General features: G+C 64.3%; 20 protein-coding genes and 1 pseudogene. 11 read left to right on the forward strand and 10 right to left on the reverse strand.

Annotated elements, in window-relative coordinates; genetic code table 11:
* Nucleotides 1-9: 9 nt before the first annotated feature.
* Complete coding sequence (locus Q7514_RS12820) at nucleotides 10-594, reverse strand: molybdopterin-binding oxidoreductase (protein ID WP_330133646.1); 585 nt, start codon at nucleotides 592-594, stop codon at nucleotides 10-12.
* 115 nt (nucleotides 595-709) lie between these two features.
* Between Q7514_RS12820 and Q7514_RS12825 the strand changes: the two genes are divergently transcribed.
* Nucleotides 710-1,558, forward strand: coding sequence for an aminoglycoside phosphotransferase family protein (locus Q7514_RS12825; RefSeq protein ID WP_330133647.1), 849 nt, complete (start codon nucleotides 710-712; stop codon nucleotides 1,556-1,558).
* 77 nt (nucleotides 1,559-1,635) lie between these two features.
* Here the strand turns inward: Q7514_RS12825 and Q7514_RS12830 are convergent, their stop codons facing one another.
* Both Q7514_RS12830 and Q7514_RS12835 read right to left on the reverse strand, forming a co-directional pair.
* The gene (locus tag Q7514_RS12830) at nucleotides 1,636-2,160 is read right to left on the reverse strand and encodes a hypothetical protein (RefSeq protein ID WP_330133648.1); all 525 of its coding nucleotides are present in this window, start codon (nucleotides 2,158-2,160) and stop codon (nucleotides 1,636-1,638) included.
* 80 nt (nucleotides 2,161-2,240) lie between these two features.
* Entirely contained in the window at nucleotides 2,241-3,284 is a 1,044-nt protein-coding gene (locus tag Q7514_RS12835) for an LLM class F420-dependent oxidoreductase (RefSeq protein ID WP_330133649.1), read from the reverse strand.
* Nucleotides 3,285-3,560: 276 nt separating this feature from the next.
* On the opposite strand from Q7514_RS12835, the gene Q7514_RS12840 reads away from it, so the two are divergent.
* A complete protein-coding gene (locus Q7514_RS12840; protein ID WP_330133650.1) occupies nucleotides 3,561-5,078 on the forward strand; it encodes a flavin-containing monooxygenase in 1,518 nt (505 codons plus the stop codon).
* Nucleotides 5,079-5,894: 816 nt separating this feature from the next.
* On the opposite strand, the gene Q7514_RS12845 is transcribed toward Q7514_RS12840, so the two are convergent.
* Nucleotides 5,895-6,509 (reverse strand): TetR/AcrR family transcriptional regulator, encoded by a 615-nt coding sequence (locus Q7514_RS12845; RefSeq protein WP_330133651.1) that lies wholly within the window; start codon nucleotides 6,507-6,509, stop codon nucleotides 5,895-5,897.
* A gap of 90 nt (nucleotides 6,510-6,599) precedes the next feature.
* Between Q7514_RS12845 and Q7514_RS12850 the strand changes: the two genes are divergently transcribed.
* The 3 genes from Q7514_RS12850 (at nucleotide 6,600) to Q7514_RS12860 (ending at nucleotide 9,199) form a co-directional block, all read left to right on the forward strand.
* The gene (locus Q7514_RS12850; RefSeq protein WP_330133652.1) at nucleotides 6,600-7,706 is read left to right on the forward strand and encodes an ABC transporter permease; all 1,107 of its coding nucleotides are present in this window, start codon (nucleotides 6,600-6,602) and stop codon (nucleotides 7,704-7,706) included.
* A gap of 465 nt (nucleotides 7,707-8,171) precedes the next feature.
* Nucleotides 8,172-8,813 carry a nucleotidyltransferase domain-containing protein gene (locus Q7514_RS12855; RefSeq protein WP_330133653.1) on the forward strand — a complete coding sequence of 214 codons (642 nt, stop codon included), beginning with the start codon at nucleotides 8,172-8,174 and terminating at the stop codon, nucleotides 8,811-8,813.
* On the forward strand, nucleotides 8,813-9,199 hold the full coding sequence (locus Q7514_RS12860; RefSeq protein ID WP_330133654.1) for a hypothetical protein: 387 nt from the start codon (nucleotides 8,813-8,815) through the stop codon (nucleotides 9,197-9,199). The genes Q7514_RS12855 and Q7514_RS12860 overlap by 1 nt, the downstream gene beginning before the upstream one ends.
* Before the next feature lie 55 nt (nucleotides 9,200-9,254).
* Here the strand turns inward: Q7514_RS12860 and Q7514_RS12865 are convergent, their stop codons facing one another.
* The 3 genes from Q7514_RS12865 to Q7514_RS12875 all read right to left on the reverse strand — a co-directional run bounded on the left by Q7514_RS12865 (nucleotide 9,255) and on the right by Q7514_RS12875 (nucleotide 11,239).
* Nucleotides 9,255-9,395 (reverse strand): hypothetical protein, encoded by a 141-nt coding sequence (locus Q7514_RS12865; protein WP_330133655.1) that lies wholly within the window; start codon nucleotides 9,393-9,395, stop codon nucleotides 9,255-9,257.
* Complete coding sequence (locus tag Q7514_RS12870) at nucleotides 9,382-9,792, reverse strand: transposase (protein WP_330133656.1); 411 nt, start codon at nucleotides 9,790-9,792, stop codon at nucleotides 9,382-9,384. Before Q7514_RS12870 ends, Q7514_RS12865 begins: the two co-directional genes overlap by 14 nt.
* Before the next feature lie 181 nt (nucleotides 9,793-9,973).
* A complete protein-coding gene (locus Q7514_RS12875) occupies nucleotides 9,974-11,239 on the reverse strand; it encodes a vWA domain-containing protein (RefSeq protein ID WP_330133657.1) in 1,266 nt (421 codons plus the stop codon).
* Nucleotides 11,240-11,437: 198 nt separating this feature from the next.
* Here Q7514_RS12875 and Q7514_RS12880 point away from each other — a divergent pair, with 198 nt between their 5' ends.
* Nucleotides 11,438-12,628, forward strand: coding sequence for a Fic family protein (locus Q7514_RS12880; RefSeq protein WP_330133658.1), 1,191 nt, complete (start codon nucleotides 11,438-11,440; stop codon nucleotides 12,626-12,628).
* Nucleotides 12,629-13,357: 729 nt separating this feature from the next.
* The gene (locus Q7514_RS12885; protein WP_330133928.1) at nucleotides 13,358-13,804 is read left to right on the forward strand and encodes a GNAT family N-acetyltransferase; all 447 of its coding nucleotides are present in this window, start codon (nucleotides 13,358-13,360) and stop codon (nucleotides 13,802-13,804) included.
* Nucleotides 13,805-14,059: 255 nt separating this feature from the next.
* Here Q7514_RS12885 and Q7514_RS12890 read toward each other — a convergent pair.
* The 3 genes and pseudogenes from Q7514_RS12890 to pdxR form a co-directional block, all read right to left on the reverse strand.
* A pseudogene (locus Q7514_RS12890) lies at nucleotides 14,060-14,668 on the reverse strand (restriction endonuclease subunit S); the annotation flags it as partial.
* Between the two features lie 335 nt (nucleotides 14,669-15,003).
* Entirely contained in the window at nucleotides 15,004-15,333 is a 330-nt protein-coding gene (locus Q7514_RS12895; protein WP_330133659.1) for a hypothetical protein, read from the reverse strand.
* 198 nt (nucleotides 15,334-15,531) lie between these two features.
* Entirely contained in the window at nucleotides 15,532-16,998 is a 1,467-nt protein-coding gene (pdxR, locus tag Q7514_RS12900; RefSeq protein ID WP_330133660.1) for a MocR-like pyridoxine biosynthesis transcription factor PdxR, read from the reverse strand.
* A 56-nt stretch (nucleotides 16,999-17,054) separates the two neighbouring features.
* Here pdxR and Q7514_RS12905 point away from each other — a divergent pair, with 56 nt between their 5' ends.
* The 4 genes from Q7514_RS12905 to Q7514_RS12920 all read left to right on the forward strand — a co-directional run bounded on the left by Q7514_RS12905 (nucleotide 17,055) and on the right by Q7514_RS12920 (nucleotide 22,811).
* Entirely contained in the window at nucleotides 17,055-17,681 is a 627-nt protein-coding gene (locus tag Q7514_RS12905) for a pyridoxamine 5'-phosphate oxidase family protein (RefSeq protein ID WP_330133661.1), read from the forward strand.
* Between the two features lie 113 nt (nucleotides 17,682-17,794).
* On the forward strand, nucleotides 17,795-18,481 hold the full coding sequence (locus Q7514_RS12910) for a TetR/AcrR family transcriptional regulator (protein ID WP_330133662.1): 687 nt from the start codon (nucleotides 17,795-17,797) through the stop codon (nucleotides 18,479-18,481).
* Nucleotides 18,481-21,066, forward strand: coding sequence for an ABC transporter ATP-binding protein/permease (locus Q7514_RS12915; protein ID WP_330133663.1), 2,586 nt, complete (start codon nucleotides 18,481-18,483; stop codon nucleotides 21,064-21,066). The genes Q7514_RS12910 and Q7514_RS12915 overlap by 1 nt, the downstream gene beginning before the upstream one ends.
* Nucleotides 21,063-22,811, forward strand: coding sequence for an ABC transporter ATP-binding protein (locus Q7514_RS12920; protein WP_330133664.1), 1,749 nt, complete (start codon nucleotides 21,063-21,065; stop codon nucleotides 22,809-22,811). The genes Q7514_RS12915 and Q7514_RS12920 overlap by 4 nt, the downstream gene beginning before the upstream one ends.
* The last annotated feature ends 2 nt before the right edge of the window (nucleotides 22,812-22,813 follow it).

Below are 22,813 nucleotides of genomic sequence, written 5' to 3' on the forward strand. Positions count from 1 at the left end.
CGTTGGCGCTCAATTGTTCCGGAGATCGACCACCTCGAGGTCGGTCAAGTCGCTGACATACCGCCCGCCCTTCACGTCCCCTGGTACGACCAATCGTGGTGAATCCAGGGGTTGGCCGTCTTCGGTGTAGGCAACGAGGATCGGCGTGGCGCCGAAGTTCGGCGAGAGTTCACCGAACGACACGGTCGCCTGGTAGCCATCCGATCCGGTCGCGAGGATCGCAAATGTCAGGTCGGGATTGTGCGCCTCGGCGTCGCCGGCGAGAACCGCAGCGGCGAGGATATCCGAGAGCGCAGCTCCGTCATAGGTGTGCGACTGGGCACCTTTGCTGCTGTCGTACGTCACTACCTGTGTCTGCACAGGGTAGGCGCGGAGTTGATCACCGGACAGAGTCACGTGGTTCTCGATAGCACCGCCGAGCCGGACCGATCCTGCGGGAAGCGCCGCTGTGGGCGTCGTGGCCGGCGCGGACACCTCCGTCGTCGCGGCAGCGGGTGCAGTGTCGGTATCGCTGCTCGATGAGGAGCATGCCCCCGTCAGGGCGAGCGACGCGGCGATCAGGGTCGCCGTCCCATAACTTCGCAAACGCGTCATGACGGGAATAATAGATCAGCATTCACGGTTCGTATCCGCCAGTACTTCCGCAAACACGGTTTTCGTTGTGATCGCGTTCGACCGCAGAACGCTCGATTCCGTATGGTGTACACCCGTGTCCGACGCTCTCTATCGCCTCACCCCGCACCAGCGGGACTCGCTGCAGCGGCAGTTCCCGAGGTTCGACGTCATCGCCGACATGAGCTGGAATCTTGTCGAGACCACCGTCCTGCACATCGACTCACCCGATGGACAACTCGTCGTCAAAGCAGGCGGCGCATCCGACCACCACATCGCCCGCGAAATTCGCGCACACGAGAACTGGACGGGCCCATGGGTCGCAAGTGGCCACGCCGCACGGATGTTCCACTCCGATCGCGAGGCCAAGCTGATCGTGACCGAATACCTCCCCGGACGACTCGCCCAGGATCACCCCTCAATGTCGGATCCGGACACATACGAGCAGGCGGGACGACTGCTCGCAGTGTTTCATGCGCAGCACAGCGTCGAAGACGAAGACTATGAGCGGCGCGTCAACAACAAGGCACTGCGTTGGCTCGACGGACCGCATCGCGTCGAGCCCGATCTCGTCGAGCAACTACGCGCGATGATTCGATCCTGGGCCACACCGACCACGACGTTGGTCCCCACTCACGGAGACTGGCACACCCGCAACTGGCTCATCGACAGCGACAACACCCTCAGGGTGATCGACTTCGGGCGGGCAGACCTGCGACACGCCGCAGAAGACTTCGAACGACTCGCCGCGCGCGAGTTCCTCAGCGTCTCAGGATCCGAGAACGCGTTCCTGGATGGCTACGGCAGCGACCCGCGCGAACCGGAAGCGTGGTTCCGGCAGCGTATCCGCGCCGCGGTGGCAACGGCCGTATGGGCTTTTCAGGTCGGTGACTACGCATACGAAGCCGAGGGGCACCGGATGCTCGCCGACCTGCTGACTCGATAGTGTGGTCATCAAGGCTCGCAACGCAGAGATGAGGTTCGCAACCCCAGTGGTTCGCCACTGGGGTTGCGAACCTCACGTCAGCGTTGCGTACCCATGCTGGCCGAGGGCGTGACGGTCGCAGCGGTGGTCGGCGCGCTCGTCGCGGTAGACACGGTCGGTGTTGCCGTGACCTCCGTGGAGGTCTGCGGTGTAGTAGTGGCGTTGTCGTCGGACGGCGCGTCGAGTCCATCCGAGAGATCTCCGATGATCCCGATGAGCACGAAGGCGGCGGCGATCATTGCCGCAATCACGACACCGCGCCGAATCCTCGGAGGCTGCGGCGGCTCCGGCGGAGGTGCAAATGCGGCGGACGGGTCGCCGGCGAGGAATGCGCGATGCCCGGCTTCGGCGCGAGCCGCGAGGGCATCCTCCTCCGCCTTGATCCGCGCCCGCCGGTCCCGCAGCGGCTTACCGACAGCCAGATATCCGAGTCCGACCGTGAACAGCAGCTGAATGAGCGCCTCCGGGACGTTGCCGTTGACGATCTCGACAATCGCCAGCCACATCGTGACACCGGCAAACATTCCCGCCAGAACCCGCAGGTAAGGCACGGCGAACCTCATGATGCTCCTTTTAGAACAAACGCGGTCACGACAGCGCACGTCTGTCTCATGAGCTTTGTTCGGATCAGGGCACCCGACCGTTACGCATCCACGATGGCGCGGAGCCTCTCGATCTGCGCGACACGCCCCGCTGAGTCAGGGGCGAGCGCTTTGACGTTCAATGTCGTCGCACCCGACTCCCTGAATGCGGCGACCCGCTCCCGGACGTACCCCTCGGGGCCGATCAGCGAGATTGCCCGCACCAGCTCGTCGGGCACGGCGGCAGCGGCCTCGTCTTTCTTGCCGTCCAGGTACAGGTCCTGGATGGTCTTGGCTTCTGCTTCGTATCCGTATCGGCACGCCAGATCGTTGTAGAAGTTCTTGCCGCGCGCACCCATGCCACCGATGTAGAGGGCCAGGTGCGGTTTGACGGTGTCGAGGAGGTGATCGACGTCGTCCCCGATGGCGAGTGCCGGTCCGGCGTAGACCTCGAGCTCACCGAGGGACGGGTCGCGCGCCGCCTTGCCTTTCGCGAGCGCGTCGCCCCACGCGTCGTTCGCCCGTTCGGGATGGTAGAAGATCGGCTGCCATCCCTCCGCGATCTCCGCCGTCAGGGCGACATTCTTCGGCCCGAGCGCAGCGATGACGATCGGGATTCGGTCGCGTACCGGATGATTGATGAGCTTCAGTGGCTTGCCGAGGCCAGTGCCCTTTTCGAGTGGAAGCGGAATCTGGTAGTGCTTCCCGTCGTGGCGCACCGGTTCGCGCCGCCACACCTGCCTGCAGATGTCGACGAGTTCGCGGGTGCGGCCCAACGGGGAGTCGTACGGAACGCCGTGGAAACCTTCGATCACCTGAGGCCCCGACGCGCCGATCCCGAGGACGAACCGGCCGTCCGACACGTAGTCGAGCCCGGCAGCGGTCATCGCCATCAGCGACGGGGTGCGGGTGTAGATCTGGAAGATCCCGGATGCGAGCTGCACCCGCGAAGTCTTCGCCGCGAGATAGCCGAGCTGGCTGACGGCGTCGAACGAGTACGCCTCCGCCATGAAGATGATGTCGAGCCCGGCACGCTCGAGGTCGGCGACCTCGGCGACGGTCTCGGTGAACCCACCGCTATAGGTGATCATCGTTCCGATGCGCATCGGCATTGCTCCAATCGAGGTACCCGGCATCGATGACGGACCCGAGTTCGCGTAACTGAGGACTTGCGCAGTTCAACATTGCGCGACACACGACGCAAAGACCCATCACCGATCCGATCAATCAGCAAAACCAATGAGCGACATCGGCTCCAGCACAATGTGATCGCAGCAGCCTACGCCGTTCGCAACGCTTCCTTCGGAACCGCGGCGGGGGTAGCCAACGATCGCAAATTATATGATACTTGCAGTGACGTGTAATCTGGCGAGGGTGGAGTGATGAATTCGAGCACACAGTTCGACGCAGTGATCGTCGGAGCCGGATTCGGCGGCATGGGTGCGGCCATCGCCCTGAACCGCCTCGGGTTCGACAACCTACTCATCCTCGAGCGCGAAGACGATCTCGGCGGAACATGGCACGTCAACCGCTACCCCGGCCTCGCCGTGGACATCGCGTCGGTCACCTACTCGTACTCGTTCGAACCGAATCCGTACTGGTCACGTCTCTTCGCGCCGGGCACCGAGCTCAAACGCTACGCCGAGCACGTCGCCGACAAATACGACCTCCGCCGCCACATGCGGTTCGGCAGCGCCGTCACCGGCGCCCAGTGGGACGACGACGCGCACGTGTGGACGGTGTCGATCGACGGCGCCGACCCGGTCACCGCCCGATACCTGCTCACCGCAACCGGGTTCCTGTCTCAGCCGAAAATGCCCGACATCGACGGCATCGACACCTTCGCGGGACAAGTCCTGCACACCACCGCCTGGGACGACACCATCGATCTGCGCGGAACACGAGCCGCGATCATCGGTACCGGCGCCACTGCCGTGCAGCTGATCCCCGAAGTGGCACGCGAGGCCGCCGCGCTCACCGTCTACCAACGCACCCCGATCTGGGTGGTGCCGAAGCTCGACGCACCCATTCCGAATATCGTGCAGCGACTGTTCGCACGGAAGCCCGCCACGCAGCGCTTCGCCCGCGCGGTCAGCGACGGACTGCTCGAAGGCATCATGGTGAGCGCGGTACTGCACTATCGGCAGGCCAAGTTGCTGAACAAGGGCGCCGCGGCGGCATCCCGGCTGTTTCTCCGCACCCAGGTCCGCGATCGGTCGCTGCGCCGCAAGCTCACGCCCGACTACGACTTCGGCTGCAAGCGACCGACGTTCTCCAACAGCTACTACCGCACGTTCACCCGCGACAACGTCGACCTGGAAACGACCTCGATCGTACGGGTCGAGGCCGACGGCATCGTCACCGCTGACGGCCGCAAGACCGAGGTCGACACCCTGATTCTGGCGACCGGATTCAGCCTGTGGGATGCCAACTTCCCCGCGATCGAGATCATCGGACGCGAAGGACGCAACCTCGGCAAGTGGTGGCGCGACAACCGATTCCAGGCATACGAGGGTGTCGCGGTGCCGCAGTTCCCGAACTTCCTCACCCTGGCCAGCCCCTACTCGTACAGCGGCCTGTCGTATTTCACCACCATCGAGTCGCAGATGGCCCATATGTCACGCCTCTTCGGTGCGATGCACAGCCGGGGTGCCGACGTGTTCGAGGTGACCGAAGACGCCAATACCCGTTTCCTCGACCGGATGACCGACAACCTCGACGACTCGGTGTTCTACCGGGGCAGTTGCAGCACCTCCCGCAGCTACTACTTCAACCAGCACGGCGAGGCCGCGTTGCTCCGGCCCACGTCGACCGCGAACGCATTCAAGGAGGCCGCAGCCTTCCCGCTCACGGACTACCGGATCACCTCCGCTGAGGCAACAGAGCGCGTGTCGTCATGATCCGCCGCTCTGGAGCGAATCCCGACGGGTGAGCTACGAGTCCTCCGCGAGTCTTCGAGCGCGGCGCGGCCTGTCCGCTCACGACACCGCCGACATCGTGGGCTGGTAGAACACCCGTGCGAGTTGACGGCGACCGTGACTCGTGGGACCATCCCTGAACTGACCTTGAAATAGGTCGACCCCGGCAGGTGCGCCAACACCACACCGGGGTCTGGGTACACAACAGAACGGACCTGTCATGCACCGTACGGTGGAGTCTATCCATACGCCCTTCAGAGGCGTGCACCAGCGACCGGACGCGATCCGCGGTCGCCACTCTTTCACCCCACCGGACCCACTCCCGACGTCGTAACTTCCCGGCCCCTCGACCCCGCATGATGCGGTGTCGAGGGGCTCGAGTCGTTTCTCAGCATCGGCGTACGCAAGGGCCGTTTCGGTAACCAAGGCACGCCGGCCAACGTCGCTCATCCCCCGAGGTCCGACGTCAGCGCATCGACGCTGCGAGCAACCTGCATCGAAGACAGGGGCTCGAAACCGACTGGGCACCAGTACCTTCGTCTCCACAGCTGGTGGTGGAGCATCTGATCGCGCGGGTCGACACGAGCGTTCGGGTTCAGCGCAAGCCGCACGTCACCAGCGACGTGGGGCCAGATGCGCTGGCCGAGACGGTCTATCGGGGTATGGCGACCGGGCAGCGTTGGGGAAGGGGCCGAAGGCAAGCACAGGGACCCGTAGGGTCTCCGTACGGTCAGGCGCAGCCGCCTGCAGGGCGTCCTGTGTTCATCATGACCGAGTACCAGGACGATCCCGGCCGCTTCACAACGTATCCGCCGCCGCGGCGATGTATGCGTCGACGTCGAAGTCATCGAACAGGGACTGCTGCACGATGAAGCCCTGGACTACCCCGAGGACCACCGGCGCGTACCCGACGGCCCAGGCGCGAGCGTCGGTCTCGCCGGCAGGGAGAACATCCGGATCGGCTTCCGTGCACGCCACGAGCGCGTCGGTGACAGCGCCCAGAAGTTGGCCGATCACGGAGTGGGCGAGTTCGCGGATCTCGGGGTCGATGGTGGCTTCAGCCCACACCTGCAGGATCGCCTTGGCGTAGCCGTCTCCCGCGATGCCGCGCAACTTTTCGGCGAGTGCCCTCATGATATTCGCAGCGACGCCCCCCGGGCTCCGCGCGCCTTCAAAAGTGCCGCCGGCCGCCAGCGCGGTCTGTCGATCACCGAGGACGTGGTCGGCGACCGCGACGAGCAGCTGTTGTTTTCCACCGAAGTAGCTGTAGATGGCGCCGGCCGACAGTCCCGATTCGGTGATGATGTCGGCCATCGACGTGCGTTGGTAGCCCGCGCGGGTGAAGCATCGCAGGGCGGCGCCGATGATCTCTGCCCGTCGTGCGACACGATGCGCGTCACTCACCCTCGGCACTACGTTCCTCCTGCTCACAGCCACGTTGTTGACAAGCAACTCTAACCGACCTCACTATAAAGAACGAATATTCGTTTTAGGAGAGAATCCATGACTGCCACCCCACCGGCGACCGGCATGCCGCCTATCGCACGCGCCGTAGCCCTCGCCGCCGGGGCAGCCGCCATCGTCGGCGTCGTCCTCCTCGCCTTCGCATGGCCGGCTGTCACCTCCGAACCGCAGGGCCTGCCCGTCGGTGTCGTAGGCCCCGACGCCTCGGTCGCGCAGACCACCGAAATGCTCGAGACCCAAGCGGGCGACGCGCTGCTCCTCACTCGAGAGGACGACCGCGACGCAGCGGTCGCCGCTATCGAACGACGCGAGATCTACGGCGCGATCGTCCTGGGCGACAATCCTGCCGAAGTGCCCGAGGTTGTCGTCGCAACAGCAGCGAATGCCCAAGTTGCACAGATGCTTCAGGGTGTCGCGGACGGGATGCAGCAGCAGATCGACGCTCAGATGCGGATGGCCACCGAAGCCGCGATCGCGCAACGCTCGGCCGATCCGGCCGCCGCGTCGACGCCGTTCACGATCCCGCACGCTGAAGTCGTGGTAACCGATGTCGTGCCGTTCTCCGAGTCGGACCCGCGCGGCGCGAAGTTGAGCGTTGCCGCGTTCCCCCTCGTTCTCGGTGGTATCGCCGGGGCCGTGCTCATTTCGTTCGGGGTTCGACGATCGGCTCACCGCATCGTGGCATTGGTGGCCTACGGGGTGTTCGGCGGACTGCTGCTCGGCGGCATCCTGCAAGGCATGTTCGGAGCGCTGCAGGGCAGCTACTGGACGAACGCCGCGGCGATCGGGCTGGCACTGGTGGCGATCACCGCGCCCATCGTCGGGCTGCGCAGCCTGATCGGGACGCCCGGCATCGGGATCGGCGCCGTACTGATCATGCTCGTCGCCAACCCCATCTCGGCCGCCACCATGCCAGCCGAATTCCTGCTCTCACCATGGGGTGCGATAGGCCAATGGTTCCCGCCGGGCGCAGGCGCGACACTGCTGAAGGAACTCTCGTACTTCCCCGACGCGAGCAAAGCCTTCCCGTGGGCCGTGCTGGCCGGGTGGACTGCAGTCGGTGTGCTGCTCACCGCAATTGCGGTTGTGCGTGAACGCGGCACCACCGCCCCCGCAAACGACCCGGAACTCGTGCCCGCCGGCTGACGCCATCGTCTGGAACAACGCGACCCGCTGCTCGATCAATCACCGGCACAATCCGGATCGGTCATGCCAGACCCTGTCAGGCCGGAAGAGCCCGATATCCGTGACGACACTGCCGCGGCGCACACTCGCCAGCGGCTGCTCCGAGCCATTCTGCGGGCCCGCCTCCGCGTCATCCGAGCGAGCGCTTCCGGGGTCGAGCAGCGCGCGGCGAGACTCGAATCTCGCCCTGGACAGCGGGAAGGGCTCCGTCTCTGAACTACCCGATTGTTGCACTGGCAATGACGATCGGCGGCGAAAACGTCCCAGCCATAGTCGCCGGGATCGTCGGCGCAGATTCCCGGTCCGCTTGCCGCAGTCTTGCCGAACGGGGACAAGCCCTGCTGTTCGCGTGTCCGGATTTCTTCGCTCTACTCCAACTATAGTTGCTATAGTCCAACTTTAGTTGGAACTGAGGAGGTGCCTGCCATGCAGCTGAACAGGCCGTTCGCCACGGTAACGCCGACCCTGGACGGCGACGTGCTTGCTGTCTTGGCGAGCGCGGAGGTCACGTTCACGATCAGCCAAGTCCAGCGCATCCTCGCCTCGGGGTCGGGCGAAGGCATCCGCAAGGTCCTCACCCGCCTCGTCTCGCAGGGTGTGGTGCTGCACGATCAGATAGGTAGGACCAACACCTACCGCCTCAACACCGAGCATCTCGCGGCCGAGCCCATTATGGCGCTTTCACAGCTGAACTCCACCTTCCTCGAGCGCCTCGAAAAGCACCTGGACGGGTGGCGCAAGACGCTCCGGTACGCCGCAGTGTTCGGATCAGCAGCGACCGGGCGCATGAAGCTCGACAGCGACATCGACCTGTTCCTGGTGCGCGCCGGCCACGACGGGGACGACGGGGACGATGCGTGGGAGGAACGGGTAACCGAACTCGCCCGACTGGTCACCGCATGGACCGGCAACGACGGCCGCGTCGTCGAGTACGCCGAAGACGAGCTCCGTGCCGCGGCCGCCGGCGGCGAACCCCTGCTCCGTGACGTGGCGAAGCACGGCCTGACCGTAGCGGGGACACGGAGCTGGTTCAACGCGCAACTGCGCCCCGCTACCAGGAGGTACTGATGGCGGGACAACGCGACTGCGACTCTGTGGTCACCGCGGGGCGCATGTCCAAAGCGAACGAGTTCTTCGACGCGGCTGACCATCTCGGAGAGGAGATGCCCAACGCCGCCGGGAACTTGTACGTCGACGCAGGTATCGCCGCCTCGGACGTACTCTGCTGCGCGCGCCTCGGTGTGCACTCGAACACCGGCAACCACAGCGAGGCCGTTGCCCTACTCAAACGTGCGGACAGTGGATCCGAACGGCATCTGAACACACTGCTGAACTTGAAAAACAAGGCTGCCTACTTGCACCAGGACCTGACCTCGGCGGAGCTGAAGAAGATGAACCGCGCGGCAGAGCACCTGGTCGAGGCAGCCAAGCAAGCAATGGCCGCTCGGGGATAGTCCGCCGACTGAGGTTCACGAATTACAGACCTTTCGGTAATTGAGTGAGTTCGGATCATAAGGAGAGTCCCGTGTGGTCGAGGAAGCTGTGACACAGGTCGTAGTTCGCGCCGATCCGGGTCAGCCCGGTCTCGGTCGCTACGCGGACCTCGTCGAGGGCATCGGGGCACAGGTTGGCCAGTTCAGTGGATTTCATGTTTCCCCATGCCTGTTCGATCGGACCCAAGCTCGGGTGCATAGACAGGGACGCGTTCGACGTGGAGCCAGTGGCGCTGGGTGGCCAGCCACGCGGTCATCGCCTTGGACCCGTGGGCCATGAGCCCGTCCCAGATCAGGATGAGCTTCTCGCCGGCGAAGTGGGTGCGCAGCTCGGTGAGGAACTCGATGAGCTTGTCGGTGTCGTAGGCGCCGTCGGTCATGGAGAACACGAACGCGCTCTCGCTGCGGTCGAGTCGATAGACAGGACTGCGGCCATGGACATGCGTTTCCAGGAGAAACGATGATGCAGAACAGGAGTGACGCCTTTCGGCGCCCAGGTGGCACGGACCACCGGGAGCAGCGAGACACCGCTTTCGTCCTGGAAGCAGATCCATGCACCTCGGCGCCGCGCTATTCTTTATCCGCGGCTACTCATCTCTCGCGCCGCGGCTGCGGAGGAGTCGTGAGGGCCTTCACCTACGCCCACAGATACAACGGATCCTCACATCGGGTGGCTTTCGAAAACCGGTACAACACCCGTCGTCCCGGACGAAACCCTGGGAACGGTTTCTGAGATCAGCGGACAATCCCTTTCCCACGAGCCGCGCGCAGCCAGTCCGGAAACTCGCTGAGAAGACGACGATACAGCTCGGCATCGCTGACCTTGCCGATGTCGTCGACGCTGAAGAATCCGGCGTTGTCGACGACGCGGCCCTTCATGGTGTCGAGGCGTTCGAGGACACCGTAATTGGCTTTGCCGAGCCCGATGAACTGCCAGAACGCCGGGAGTCCGGACGCCTCCTTCATCAGGTCGCTGATCTGCTTCTTCTGGTGGAAGCCGCCGTCGGTGAAGAACAGCACGAGAGTTGGCATCGTCGTGCCCGGAGTAAGCGAGGAGATGATCTCGCCCATGATGGGCAGCTCGTCGTTGATCCCGCCGATGCGTTTGTAGTCGATGCCGCCGTGCACGCCATTGAGATGCAGGTACGTTTCCGACCATGCCTCCACTTCGTGGACGGTGATGTCGGGCAGCCGGGCAAACGACTGCGCATACAGGTAGGGTTCGAGGGTTCCGTCGTCGTCGAGTTGCACCGCGACCGGAACCATACGTTCGACGACCTCGTGGATGCGCTTCTTCGTGTACTGACGGTTCATGCTGCCGGTCTTGTCGATGACGAGCACGACGCGGGCACGCACCCCGGGTGCACCCTTGTCGAGCAGGACCTTCGCCACTTCGCGTTTGCGCAGGTCGAGCTTCTGTCGCTTTTCGAGCGAGAGCTTCTCCTCCCCCGCCACGGTGCGGACGCCGTTCTGATCTGCGGCGCCCGGGGCAGGTGCCGGCGGGGCATCGTCGACCTGCACGCCGTGTTCGGTGACGAGGGCGGACAGCCCGGCATCCCAGCCTGCGGAGACGTTGCGGATCTTCCAGTCGCCGTTGCGCCGATAAACCTCGACGAGCACCGCGGCGCGTTCGGTGGACAGTTCCAGCGCCTTCGCCGTTGCAGCGCCGGCGGGGTGAACGACGTCGACCCCGAGTCCGGGTACGGACGCGAGACTGCCGGGGACGCTGTCGTCGAGGGCCACTGCGATCGAGAGCCGTTCGATCACGGGTGGGATCGCGGTGAGGTCGATGGCGACGCGGTCGGCGGCGACAAGCCGGACGGCACCTTCGGGCGAGGCGGGCTGGTTGAAGAACACGAAGTCGTTGTCGCTGCGGACTTTTCCGTCGGCACCGAGTTGGAACACCATCAGGTCGACGGTGCCTTGCCGAGCTCCCGACACCGCTACGTTCACTTCCCCGGTGCCGATGGTGGTGTTCTGTCCGCGTGTCAATTCCGTCATGGATGATTCATACCTCGAGCTCCGCCTGCGACGGTTCTGGCATCCATTGCGTCGATGCTGACAGATTACTATTCGTACAGTACCACCGCTCTTAGCTATGTTTGTACGCCAAAATTACGGTATAACTGCGCATAATTACGGTAATCCTAGTTAAACTACGGTATAGCTACGCGTAGTTACGATTCCTGAGGGGCTTCCATGGTCTGGCCATCACACCGAATCGAGACACGATCATGGAAGCCGCAACAGCGGCAAGGGTCGCGCGACGACCGGACTCTCGAAAGTATCGAGGTGTCCATCCCTTCGATGATCGCCTCCCTCGAGTACGACGCCACCGGTGCTATCGCTCGGGCTCAGGAGTCTGCCGTCATCGCCGTCGCCCGACTCGAGGCCGGTTGCGGTGACCATCTGGCACCGTTGTCTGATTTCTTACTCCGGAGCGAATCAGTGGCCTCGTCGAAGATCGAGCACATCGACGCGGGGTGGCGCGCGTTCGGGAAGGCAGCTGCCGGCGGGAAAGCCAGCGATGAGGCCAAGTCTCAACTCGCGGCCGTGCAGGCACTGATCGCGATGGTCGACACCGCCAGGAAGGGACCGCTCACCCTGGAAAGCCTCCTCTCAGCACACCGACTGCTGATGGCCCCCGATTACTACACCGCGATCGACTCCGGTGAGGTGCGCCAAGTCCAGAACTGGATCGGCGGCAGCGATTACACCCCGATCAATGCTCTGCACGTACCTCCACCTCCTGAATTGGTCCCGGAGTTGATGACAGACCTCCTGGCGTTTGCCAACCGCATCGACCTGCCGATCATCGCGCAGGCAGCGCTGGCGCACGCACAGTTCGAATCCATCCATCCCTTCACCGACGGCAACGGTCGAATCGGCCGTGCATTGATCAGCGCAATTCTGCGCCGACGCGGCCTGACCCGCCGAGTCACGGTTCCGCTGGCCTCGGTGATGCTCGCCGATACTCGTCGCTACTTCGACAAACTCACCCGCTACCGCGACGGTGACGCAGACGGATTCGTCGAGTACGTTGCTGTCGCCGCGACCCATTCCAGCGAGGCCGCGCAAGACACAGCCCGAGCACTTGCCGAGCTTCCCGACCGGTGGCATGCAATGGTGAAACCACGCACCAACTCCGCCGACGCGAAACTACTCGAGGCCCTGCTCGACACTCCCGTATTCAATGCCGATGCTGCACAGCATATTACCGGCACAACCGATGTCAGCACCTATCGGGCGCTGGACCGACTCACCGAGGCAGGCGTGCTCGAAGTTCTATCGGAGAGTAAACGGAACCGAATCTGGGCAGTGACGGATGTGCTGGCCGAGCTTGATGCCCTCAGCGCTGCAATCGGTAAACGAACCACCGATCATGCATGACAACGGACGCACCGCGACGTAGTAGAACAGTCGTTCGAGTTGACGCCCATCCCCACACGTGGGAGCATGCCTTCACCAACCTGAGAACAGGTCGACCCCGGCTGGTGGTGGAACACCGAACCGGGGTCTGGGCACACGACAGATAGGACCTGTCATGCACCGTATGGTGGAGTCTATCCACACGCCCCCATGGGGCGCTCCCCGAGGTTCGGCCTTCGACGCCGATCCCTTCCTTCTCGCTCCGCCGAGGCCTTTCCTGACGTCCTGACTTCCCGAGCCCCTCGATCTCCTGATCGAGGGGCTCGAGGTGTTTGGCTTCGACGTGTACGCGGGCCGTTCCGGTAGCCGCGGCACGTCGGGCATTCGTCGCTCATCACCCGAGGTCCGACGTCAGCGCATCGACGCTGCGCGCAGGGGTGCTATTCCCGTGCGTGAAACCGACTGGGCGCCAGTACCTTCGTCTCCACTCTGGCGGTGGAGCACCCGATCGCGAGGGTCGACACGAACGACCGGGTCCAGCGCAAGCCGCACGTTCTCCCGACGTGGGGCCAGAGGCGTTGGCCGAGATGGTCTATCGGGGTATGGCGACCGGGCAGCGTTGGGGAAGGGGCCGAAGGCAAGCTCAGGGACCCGCAGGGTCTCCGTTCGGTTGGGCGCAGCCGCCCGCAGGGCGTCCGATTCTTCGTCCTTCAGCATTTCGTATTACTGACGAGGCCGTAGGATCGCCGCATGTCAGCGATCAAGCATGGACCACTCGCGGCCATCGACCCTGTCACCTTGTACAAGATCCTGATGCTGCGCACCGAGGTGTTCGTCCACGAGCAGCGCATCGTCGACGAGCCCGAATTGGACGGAGTCGATCTCGAGCCGTTCACGGAGTTGTACTGGATCGAAGAGAACGACGCGGTGGTGGCGACGCTTCGCTTGATCGACGACGGCAACCCTGCCCATATCGGCCGCGTTGCCACGGCGCGCTCGGCTCGTGGCCGCGGGCTCGCGGCCGACCTCATCGAGGCCGCTTTGTCTGCAAATTCGACTGCGGTCGAGATATCGGCACAAGCTCACCTCGAAAGTTGGTATGAGCGATTCGGATTCACACGCACGGGCGCAAACTACATCGAGGCAGGTATCGACCATCTGCCCATGCGCCTGGCCAACCCACGACTGTCGCGGTAGGACTCGAAGTTGGGTGGATTTCTGCCCGGGGAGCGGGCACAAATCCACCCAAATCCGCTGCCGGTCCAGATACAGCGCGGCCTCGACGGACTTCTCAGCGTCGCGGACGCGGAGTTCGCCGGACATCAGGCGTGGGAGGAGCGTGTCTCGAAGCGCGACCAGTGTGTGCGACTCGGTCGCCGCGCTCACGGCGACTTTGTGCAACTCTGCAGCCTTGGCCGAGAAGCCCGCGACAACATCATGATCCGGAATGGCGACCTGAAGTGTCTTGAACCGTCCCCTCGGAATCTCGAGGAAGGTAGCGCCGTTTGCGTGCGAAATGAACTCGTCGACGCGCGAACGCATGTCGTGGAACAACCACCACTGATTCCGAGGATCCTTCGCGTTGACTACGATGAATCCCTGGTTCACAGCGACATCCCTCTCGGCGATGGCGAATGCACCAATTGTCGCGCGTGAGGTCATCAAGATGGAACCCGCTGGATACAGCTTGGCCGAACTGTTGGCGAGCCCTTGCTCAGTGATCGTTCTCGCCGTCGATCCGATCGACGGAACATCCAACGCGGTAACGTCTGTCGGTGTTGCCCAGGGGATCACGCCATCCCAATATTCGGGTATTCCGGTCTTCGGGGTTCCACCGCCACCGATTGCCGCAACATCGTCGTAGTTTTCCCCGGCATCGTCCAAGCGAATCGATCGGCTCATGAGCTCTCGAAAGTAGCCATGCGCTAGGCTCGCAGCATCAAGAACCAAGAGGTTGCAGCAAGATACAAGGGCGCCCTCCAGCTTCGTCAGGATCAGATCATCGCTGAGGTCGAAGAGCTCGCCGCGGCCGGGCAACAACCCCTCGCCGACGAACTGCATCAACTGGTCGACGGGAAGCTGCGCCCGTCCCGCTCCGGTGGGAACTTCACGAGGCGTTCAGCGGACCCAACACTCCACGATTGACAATGCTGCGGGAGGTCAAGGATTCCCTCGCACGACTGATGAAGTTCGTCATCGACAATGGGCTCGCACCACGCGCAGTCGCCGCGGGAGACGAAAAGCGTGTGGACTGAAACGAATCCGAGCGACTCGCAATCGGTTGACCTTACGCCATACCGAGAGGTGTGGTGGTCAGCCGCACGACGTGAAGACAGCCGCGCGCGCTCAACTGCGCGCGGCTGTCCGCGGCGTTCGCAGAATACGAACAGTAGGGATCAGCGGCACAGCAGGACAACTCCGATGCCGTCCCACACCTCGGTATCGCTGCCGTAGTTGGAATGGGTGCTGGTGTTCCATGCCCCTGCAGCCTGGGTGTGGTAGCCGAGGTCGCGCTGCTCGGTGACGGTGCACTCATCCCGTGAGGAGCTACCTGAACGGCTGATGATCGAATGCGGTGCGCCGGCAGTGTCCAGCGCTGCGTTCGCGTTCGCTTCGCTCATCCCCACAACATTCGGTGCAGTTGTCGCGGATGCGATCCCGCCTCCGAACACTGCTGCCGACATCACCACAAAACCTACGAGCCCTCCGACGATCTTCGAACGCATGTCATCTCCTGTCCTGCAACGTGACCGGTGGGAGGACAACGCCACCATGTGGTCGTTGTCCGTTCGAGACCATGGTCGTCGTGCAGTCTGTGATCACTCTTCGATCATGATCCGAGTCTGCTGTGAATCACCCGAACCTGAGAGGTTCGGTTGTTCAACCTCGCTGTCCGCTGTTGACACAACCGAACTCGAGGCCCGTCAGTCAACAACCTGCCGCACCGCGTCTGCGATCACCCCGGCCACCTCTCCCGCCGTGGATTCCGGCAGGCATGCATAGCCGCATACCAGGCCTCGTAGCCCACCCGCACCCGCGAGTTGCGCCGACACCGGAGTGGTCCGGACACCGCACTGTTCGGCCGCCGCCACGACCGCAGTGTCGTCGATACCGGTGGGCAGCCTCAGCACCACGTGCAGACCTGCCTCGATGCCCACCACCTGCACACCCTCGAGATCCGCGAGCCGTAGTCGCAGCGCGTCGACGAACGCTGCGCGGCGCGCCCGATAAGTGCGGGCCGTCCGAGCGAGATGCCGCGTCAGGGAGCCATCGTCGATCAACGTGGCGAGCGCGAGTGCGGACATCTCGTTGGCCGACTCTCCACATTCTGCAATGGCCTCTCCGACGCGGGGGTGCAACGGATCCGGCGGGATCAGCCAGGCGAGTCGCAGCATCGGCGACAAGATCTTCGATGCGGTGCCGATATATGCGACACACTCGCGTCCGCCGTCGATGCTGCGCAACGCGGGAAGCGCCGACACGTCGTACCGGAACTCGCCGTCGTAGTCGTCTTCGATCACCAGCATGCCCACCGCGTTCGCCCGTGCTACGAGTTCGGCGCGGCGCGCGACAGACATTCGTGCTCCCATCGGGTACTGGTGCGCAGGAGTGCAATACACGGCCGCGTCGGTGTCCACGAGCAGACGCGGTGGCAGTCCGTCGCTGTCGACAGGGACAGGCCTGATGCGGGCTCCCTCAGTGACCAGTGCACGGCGGGCTCGGTGATATCCGGGATCTTCGAAGGCGACGTCGCGTCCGTCGAGCCCGGCCGCCACAGCAAGGACGCGCATGGCCGCAGCAACCCCGGGTAGGATCACCAGCTCTTCTGGTACAACGTCGATTCCGCGAGTGCGTCGCAGATGTACAGCGAGGGCAGACCGCAGTTCAGGGTGGGCCGCCAGGTCGGATCCTCCCGCCGCCGGTGCCGCGCTCGCGGCACGACGCCACGCGCGCCTCCACGCGGATTCGGCAATGAGAGAAGTGTCCGGTCGCCCGGGGCGAAGGTCTGCGATGACAGGCTCCACCCGGGTTCGCTGCCGCGGCGGCACGACCGTAGCGGGTTCGACGGAATGGGACTGTGCGTGCGCGCGGGCCGCCACGTCGGCGCCGGGGGCGATACGGGTTGCCGAACCGGGCACAGCGACGACGAAGCCGGACGCGGCCAGTTCGTCGTACGCCTCGACGACTCCGCCGCGCGCCACTCTCAACTCGGCGGCAAGCGTCCGAGACGACGGCAGAGCGTCGCCGATCCCGAGGCGACCGAGCCGGATCTGTTCGACGATCGCTTCCGCAATACGGTGCCGGAGCGGTGCGCTGCCGGAGGGCACGGTCAACGGCAGATTCACAGGAGTCGCAACGCGGGGCACATCGTCCACGATACTGGTCTCCATGGATGACCGGATTCTGGATCTGTTCTCCGGTCCGGATAACCGGCAGGGTCGCCGTCATGGACACCGTCACTCGCTACCCCGAACGCGCCCGCACCGATCGGGAGGATCTCGACCGCGTGCTCGATTCCGCCTCGACCTGCACATTCGCCACTGTGCTCGACGGGCGACCATGGCTGGTCCCGATGCTCTACGCCCGCGACGGGGATCGAATCCTCCTGCACGGTTCCACGGGGGCCGGCGCACTGCGTCACGTCATGGCCGGGGCACCCGTCGCGGTGAGCGTGATGCTGCTCGACGGAATCGTCGTCGCCGAAGATCTGTATCACTCGTCGGCCAACTACCGGTCGGCCGTGGTCCGCGGTACCGTCGGACGACTCGGCGCGGCAGAGGCACTCGAGGCGCTGAACATACTGTCCGACAGACTGATTCCTGGACGGAGCAGCGAAGTGCCTGCCCCGACGTCCAAGCAACTCGCGGCGACCGCGGCACTGGCTCTGCCCATCCTGCCCGGGCAGTGGACGGCGAAGGTGCGGGATGCACCACCTACGAGAACGGACATCCCCGGCCCGTGGTCCGGAGTGGTACCGCTACGCACCGTCGCCGAGACGCCCGTTCCGGCGCCGTGGATATCCGACGATGCCCCGCTCCCCCTGTCCGTCCAGCGCCTGGCCGCAATCGACTGAACCAGATGCCGACGGTGTACCGCGTCCGTTCCAAGCTCTTGTCACGAACCGGAGAGGAACTTAGACTGCCCTAAGTTATGGGGTTCAACTTAAGGGATCGGGGCGATGAGCGAGTGGCTCAGCGGGTTAAACGCACGCGCAGGATCGACGTCGACGACATCGTCCGCATCGGTCGTGAACTCGGCATGCGCCACCTGAGCCTGAGCGCGGTCGCAGCGGAACTCGGAGTGTCCACCACCGCCCTGTACCGGCACGTCGACGGCCGCTGGGGGCTCGAACGGGTCGTCGGAGAGAGCTTGTTGGACGACCTCGTCCTGCACGACAATCCCGAACACGACGCGACCCGACATCTGCTGTCGTTCGGGATGCAGCTCAGGGCGTTCGTCCTCGCCCACCCCGGGCTCGGCACCTACATGCAGACCCTCTTCCCACGCGGAGAAGCGGGTCGCCGGCTGATGACGCATGAGGTCGTCGCGTTGGGACGGCGTGGGTACGCACCCGATGTGGCCATCGCCCTGTCCAGCGCAGTCGCGGGAAACTCGATCAACTACTCGGTGGCCGAGGACAACCAGAACGCCAGGTCGGACGGTCTCGAGGATCAACGACGCGACGTCACGAACCAACTGGCCGTTGACGCCGACTTGGGCGAGACCCACCGCGAGCTACCCAATTTCGAACACGGGGAATACGTGAAACTCGTTCTTACAGCAACAATCCGAGGTCTCGTGTCGGTCGCGCCACCGGGGCGACCATTGGAAGAGGTGGTCGCCGATCTGGCAATCACCGGAATGGGGATCTGATGGCCAAACGGGGATTCCAGGGGGCGGTGATGCGCGGGTTCGGAGCCCGCGACCACAGCGCCGTCGTCACGGGAACCGAACAACTCGCTCCGCATTTCCTGCGCGTACGGATGACATCCGAGACGTTGTTCGATGAGGTCGAGCCGACACCGACAGCATGGCTTCGGTTCTGGGTGCCCGATCCGGACGACCCCGATACAGAACACCAGCGCGCATACACGTTCACCGAGTCCGATCCGGATACCGGACATTTCGCCGTGGACTTCGTCCTGCACGAGCCGGCCGGGCCGGCATCTGCGTGGGCGAAACGCGCGGTACCGGGCGACACCGTCGGCATCACGTCGTTCGGATCGAAACCCTTCGACGTCCCCGACGAACTTCCCGCCGGCTACCTGCTGATCGGCGATTCCGCGTCGATTCCCGCGATCAGCAGTATCATTCGCACCCTCCCCGACGACGTCGCGATCGAGCTCTACCTCGAGCAGCACGACGACGACGATCTCCTCATTCCCATGCCCGATCATCCCCTGATGCACAAACATTGGATCCCTCGGCAGGGACCCACCTCACTGGCCGCGGCTATCGAAGACCGCGACTGGTCGAACTGGACGGTGTGGGCCGGTCCGGAATCCAAGGCGCTCAAACATGTCCGGACACGGCTACGCGACGACTTCGGATTTCCGAAGTCCGAGATATACGCCCAGGCATACTGGTTCCACGGTCGAGCCATGGGCACCTACCGATCCAGTGAGCCGGCCGAGCCTGAACCCACGCAGCCCGACGAGACACCGACACCCGAGCCGGTTCGGAGCAATCAGGGCTCGTGGAACGCGGATGCGGCAGGCAAATTGATCGCCCCGCTGCGGGGCACTCTCATCGCCGCCGGAATCCTGCAGGCGCTCATCACCTTGATTCAGCTCGCACCGTTCGTCCTCTTGACCGAACTGGCGCGTCGAATGCTGGACGGCGCAACCGAATCCGGACTGTGGACCGTCGGGCTCTGGGCGGTCTGGCTGATGGGTATCGGCACAGTGCTCGCGGCCGCCCTCACCTTGTGGCTGCACAGTGTCGACGCTCGATTCGAACGCGATCTACGACAACAACTTCTGGGGAAACTCTCCAGACTTCCGCTGGGCTGGTTCACTGCCCGCGACTCCGGACAGGTCAAACGGATCGTGCAGGACGACACGCTGTCGCTGCACTATCTGGTGACCCACGCGGTGACCGATGCGGTCGCTGCCGTGATCGCCCCCGTTGCGGTGCTGATCTATCTCTTCTCCGTGGATTGGCGTCTGGCACTTCTGATGTTCGTGCCGATCCTCGTCTATGTCGTGACGATGGCGGTGATGCTCATCCAGTCCGGAAACAAGACTGCGCAGGCGATGCGCTGGGCCGACCGCATGGGCTCCGAAGCAGGCGCCTACCTCGAGGGACAACCGGTGATTCGTGTGTTCGGCGGAGCAGCCGCCTCCACGTTCCGTGCGAGACTACGGGAGTACATCGAGTTCCTCGACGGCTGGCAACGCCCGTTCAGCAGCAAGAAGTCGCTCATGGATCTGGCAACGAGACCCGCGACCTTCCTGCTGCTCATCACGGCCGCAGGCACCGCACTCATCACCTCAGGCAGCATGCAGCCCACCACACTGCTGCCCTTCCTGTTCCTGGGCACCACGTTCGGAGCCAGGCTACTCGGCCTCGGTTATGGTCTCGGGGGCCTGCGTGACGGGATGCTCGCGGCACGCAGGATCGGTGTCGTCCTCGACGAACCCGAACTCGACACCCGGGAGAAGACCCCCGCCACGTCGCGGCATTCCACCGCTGCCGTCGAATTCGACCGTGTCCGGTTCTCCTACCGGCCCGGCGCACCCGTGATCGACGACATCTCGCTCACCGCCGACACCGGTACGATCACCGCGCTCGTCGGTCACTCCGGTTCCGGCAAGTCCACGCTGGCGTCGCTGCTGGCTCGATTCCACGACATCGACGATGGCACTATCCGCGTCTTCGGCCGCGACATCCGCGAATTCGACGCTGATGCGCTCTATCAGCAGGTCGGATTCGTCTTCCAGGACACCCAACTCGTGCAAGGCACGGTGCGCGAGAACATTGCGCTCGCCGTACCGGACGCTACCGACGACCAGGTGGAAACTGCCGCACGCGCCGCACATATCCACGACCGGATCCTGCAGCTACCCGACGGGTACAACACCGTGCTCGACGCGAATCCACAGTTGTCCGGGGGTGAACGGCAACGCATCACGATCGCACGCGCCATCCTGGCCGACACCCCGATCCTCGTCCTCGACGAAGCGACGGCCTTCGCCGATCCCGAATCGGAGTACTTCGTCCAGCAGGCCTTGAGCCGGCTCACCGCTGGCCGCACCGTGCTGGTGATCGCACACCGGTTGCACACCGTCGTCGACGTCGACCGGATCGTGGTGCTCGACCACGGCCGCATCGCCGAAACCGGCACCCACAGGGAGCTCCTCGCCGCCGGAGGCCGATACAAGAAGATGTGGGATGCAGGATCGTTCACATCGAACGAACTCGTCCACGCTGACGCAGACCAGGAGCCGGTCCGATGATCCGCACACTGCTCGCACTGCTCCCGCCCGGTAGCCGCCGCGCTGTCACCGCCCATGTGTTCCTCACCGTCGTCAGCGTCGCGCTTCGCGCTGCCGGTGTGGTGTTGCTGGTGCCGCTCGTCGGGGCTCTGTTCGGTTCCACGCCGTCCGATGCGTGGCCGTGGCTGGGCGCGCTCACCGGTGTCACGATCGCGGGTTGGATCGTCGATACGATCGTATCCCGGCTCGGATTCGACCTCGGCTTCGGGCTGCTCAACCACGCCCAGAACGAAACAGCCGAGCGCACCGCGCGAATCCGGCTGACGTGGTTCACCGGTGAGAACACCGCCACCAACCGGCAGGCCATCGCGGCCACCGGACCGGATCTCGTCGGACTCATCGTGTATCTCGTGACTCCGATCCTCAGCGCCATTCTGCTGCCACTCGCGATCGCGATTGCGTTGCTGCCGATCAGTTGGGTTCTCGGTGTTGCGGCGCTCGCCGGTGTGCCCATCCTGCTGGGCGCCTTCCTGCTCTCGGCCCGGCTCGGCCGCGGCGCCGACCGCCTCGCTTCCGACGCCAATGCTGCACTCACCGAACGGATCGTCGAATTCGCCCGTACCCAGCCTGCACTGCGCGCTGCTCGACGCACCGAGCCCAGCCGCAGTCACGTGGGCGAGGCGCTGGACCGTCAGCATTCGGCCACCGTACGACTGTTGCTCATGCAGGTCCCGGGACAGCTCGTCTTCAGCCTCGCAACCCAACTCGCACTCGTGGTCCTGGCCGGTGCCGTCGCGGTGCTGACAGTGCGCGGAGACCTCGACGTGCCCGAGGCGATCGCCTTCATCGTCGTCATCGTCCGCTACCTCGACCCGTTCACCACCTTGGGTGATCTCACGGGCGGTGTCGAATCGTCTTTGACCACTCTGCGTCGTATACGTGCCGTCCTCGACGCACCTGTCACGAACAACGACGGCACCTGCACCCTCACAGGCAGGGCGCCCCGAATCGATCTGCAGGACATACGGTTCTGGTACAACGGCGAGGAGCCACCCGTGCTCGACGGTATCGACCTCACGTTCGAGGCCGGCACCACCACCGCGATCGTCGGCCCGTCCGGCTCCGGCAAGAGCACCATTCTGTCGCTTCTTGCCGGTCTACACGAACCGCGCACCGGACGGATACTCGTCGACGGTGTCGACGCCGATACCCTGGATCCGATCTCGCGAAGCGCGCTGGCCGGGATGGTTTTCCAGCACCCCTACCTGTTCGACGGCACGATCCGCGAGAACATCCGTGTCGGCGATCCGAATACCGACGACGACGCGCTCACCGTCGCTGCCTCACTCGCGCAAGTCGACGAAGTGATCGCGCGCTCCCCCGACGGGTGGAATACTCGCGTCGGTGAGGGTGGCGCCGCACTGTCGGGCGGTGAGAAGCAACGCGTGTCCATCGCGCGCGCCCTGCTCAAACCCGCGCCGCTCCTGCTCGTCGACGAGGCCACGAGCGCACTGGACACCGAGAACGAAACCGCGATCGTGCAGGCGCTGACGGACGACCCCACCCCGCGCACCCGCGTGATCGTCGCGCATCGTCTGGCGAGTATTCGCACCGCCGACCGCGTCGTGTTCCTCGAGCGGGGCCGGGTTGTCGAGGAGGGCACCGTCGACGATCTACTTGCCGCCGGAGGCCGGTTCGCCGAGTTCTGGCGCCAGCGTGACGAAGCGTCGGGTTGGCAACTCGAGACGTCGAGAACCCGTCCATGATC

The sequence above is a fragment of the Rhodococcus artemisiae genome (assembly GCF_036327795.1).
Classification (GTDB): domain Bacteria; phylum Actinomycetota; class Actinomycetes; order Mycobacteriales; family Mycobacteriaceae; genus Rhodococcus; species Rhodococcus artemisiae.

Coding starts and splice junctions, on each gene's coding strand:
- Q7514_RS12820 (WP_330133646.1), bottom strand. CDS start 594: ATGACGCGTTTGCGAAGTTATGGGACGGCGACCCTGATCGCCGCGTCG.
- Q7514_RS12830 (WP_330133648.1), bottom strand. CDS start 2,160: ATGAGGTTCGCCGTGCCTTACCTGCGGGTTCTGGCGGGAATGTTTGCC.
- Q7514_RS12835 (WP_330133649.1), bottom strand. CDS start 3,284: ATGCGCATCGGAACGATGATCACCTATAGCGGTGGGTTCACCGAGACC.
- Q7514_RS12840 (WP_330133650.1), top strand. CDS start 3,561: ATGAATTCGAGCACACAGTTCGACGCAGTGATCGTCGGAGCCGGATTC.
- Q7514_RS12850 (WP_330133652.1), top strand. CDS start 6,600: ATGACTGCCACCCCACCGGCGACCGGCATGCCGCCTATCGCACGCGCC.
- Q7514_RS12855 (WP_330133653.1), top strand. CDS start 8,172: ATGCAGCTGAACAGGCCGTTCGCCACGGTAACGCCGACCCTGGACGGC.
- Q7514_RS12860 (WP_330133654.1), top strand. CDS start 8,813: ATGGCGGGACAACGCGACTGCGACTCTGTGGTCACCGCGGGGCGCATG.
- Q7514_RS12865 (WP_330133655.1), bottom strand. CDS start 9,395: ATGAAATCCACTGAACTGGCCAACCTGTGCCCCGATGCCCTCGACGAG.
- Q7514_RS12870 (WP_330133656.1), bottom strand. CDS start 9,792: ATGGATCTGCTTCCAGGACGAAAGCGGTGTCTCGCTGCTCCCGGTGGT.
- Q7514_RS12875 (WP_330133657.1), bottom strand. CDS start 11,239: ATGACGGAATTGACACGCGGACAGAACACCACCATCGGCACCGGGGAA.
- Q7514_RS12880 (WP_330133658.1), top strand. CDS start 11,438: ATGGTCTGGCCATCACACCGAATCGAGACACGATCATGGAAGCCGCAA.
- Q7514_RS12885 (WP_330133928.1), top strand. CDS start 13,358: ATGTCAGCGATCAAGCATGGACCACTCGCGGCCATCGACCCTGTCACC.
- Q7514_RS12895 (WP_330133659.1), bottom strand. CDS start 15,333: ATGCGTTCGAAGATCGTCGGAGGGCTCGTAGGTTTTGTGGTGATGTCG.
- pdxR (WP_330133660.1), bottom strand. CDS start 16,998: ATGGAGACCAGTATCGTGGACGATGTGCCCCGCGTTGCGACTCCTGTG.
- Q7514_RS12905 (WP_330133661.1), top strand. CDS start 17,055: ATGGACACCGTCACTCGCTACCCCGAACGCGCCCGCACCGATCGGGAG.
- Q7514_RS12915 (WP_330133663.1), top strand. CDS start 18,481: ATGGCCAAACGGGGATTCCAGGGGGCGGTGATGCGCGGGTTCGGAGCC.
- Q7514_RS12920 (WP_330133664.1), top strand. CDS start 21,063: ATGATCCGCACACTGCTCGCACTGCTCCCGCCCGGTAGCCGCCGCGCT.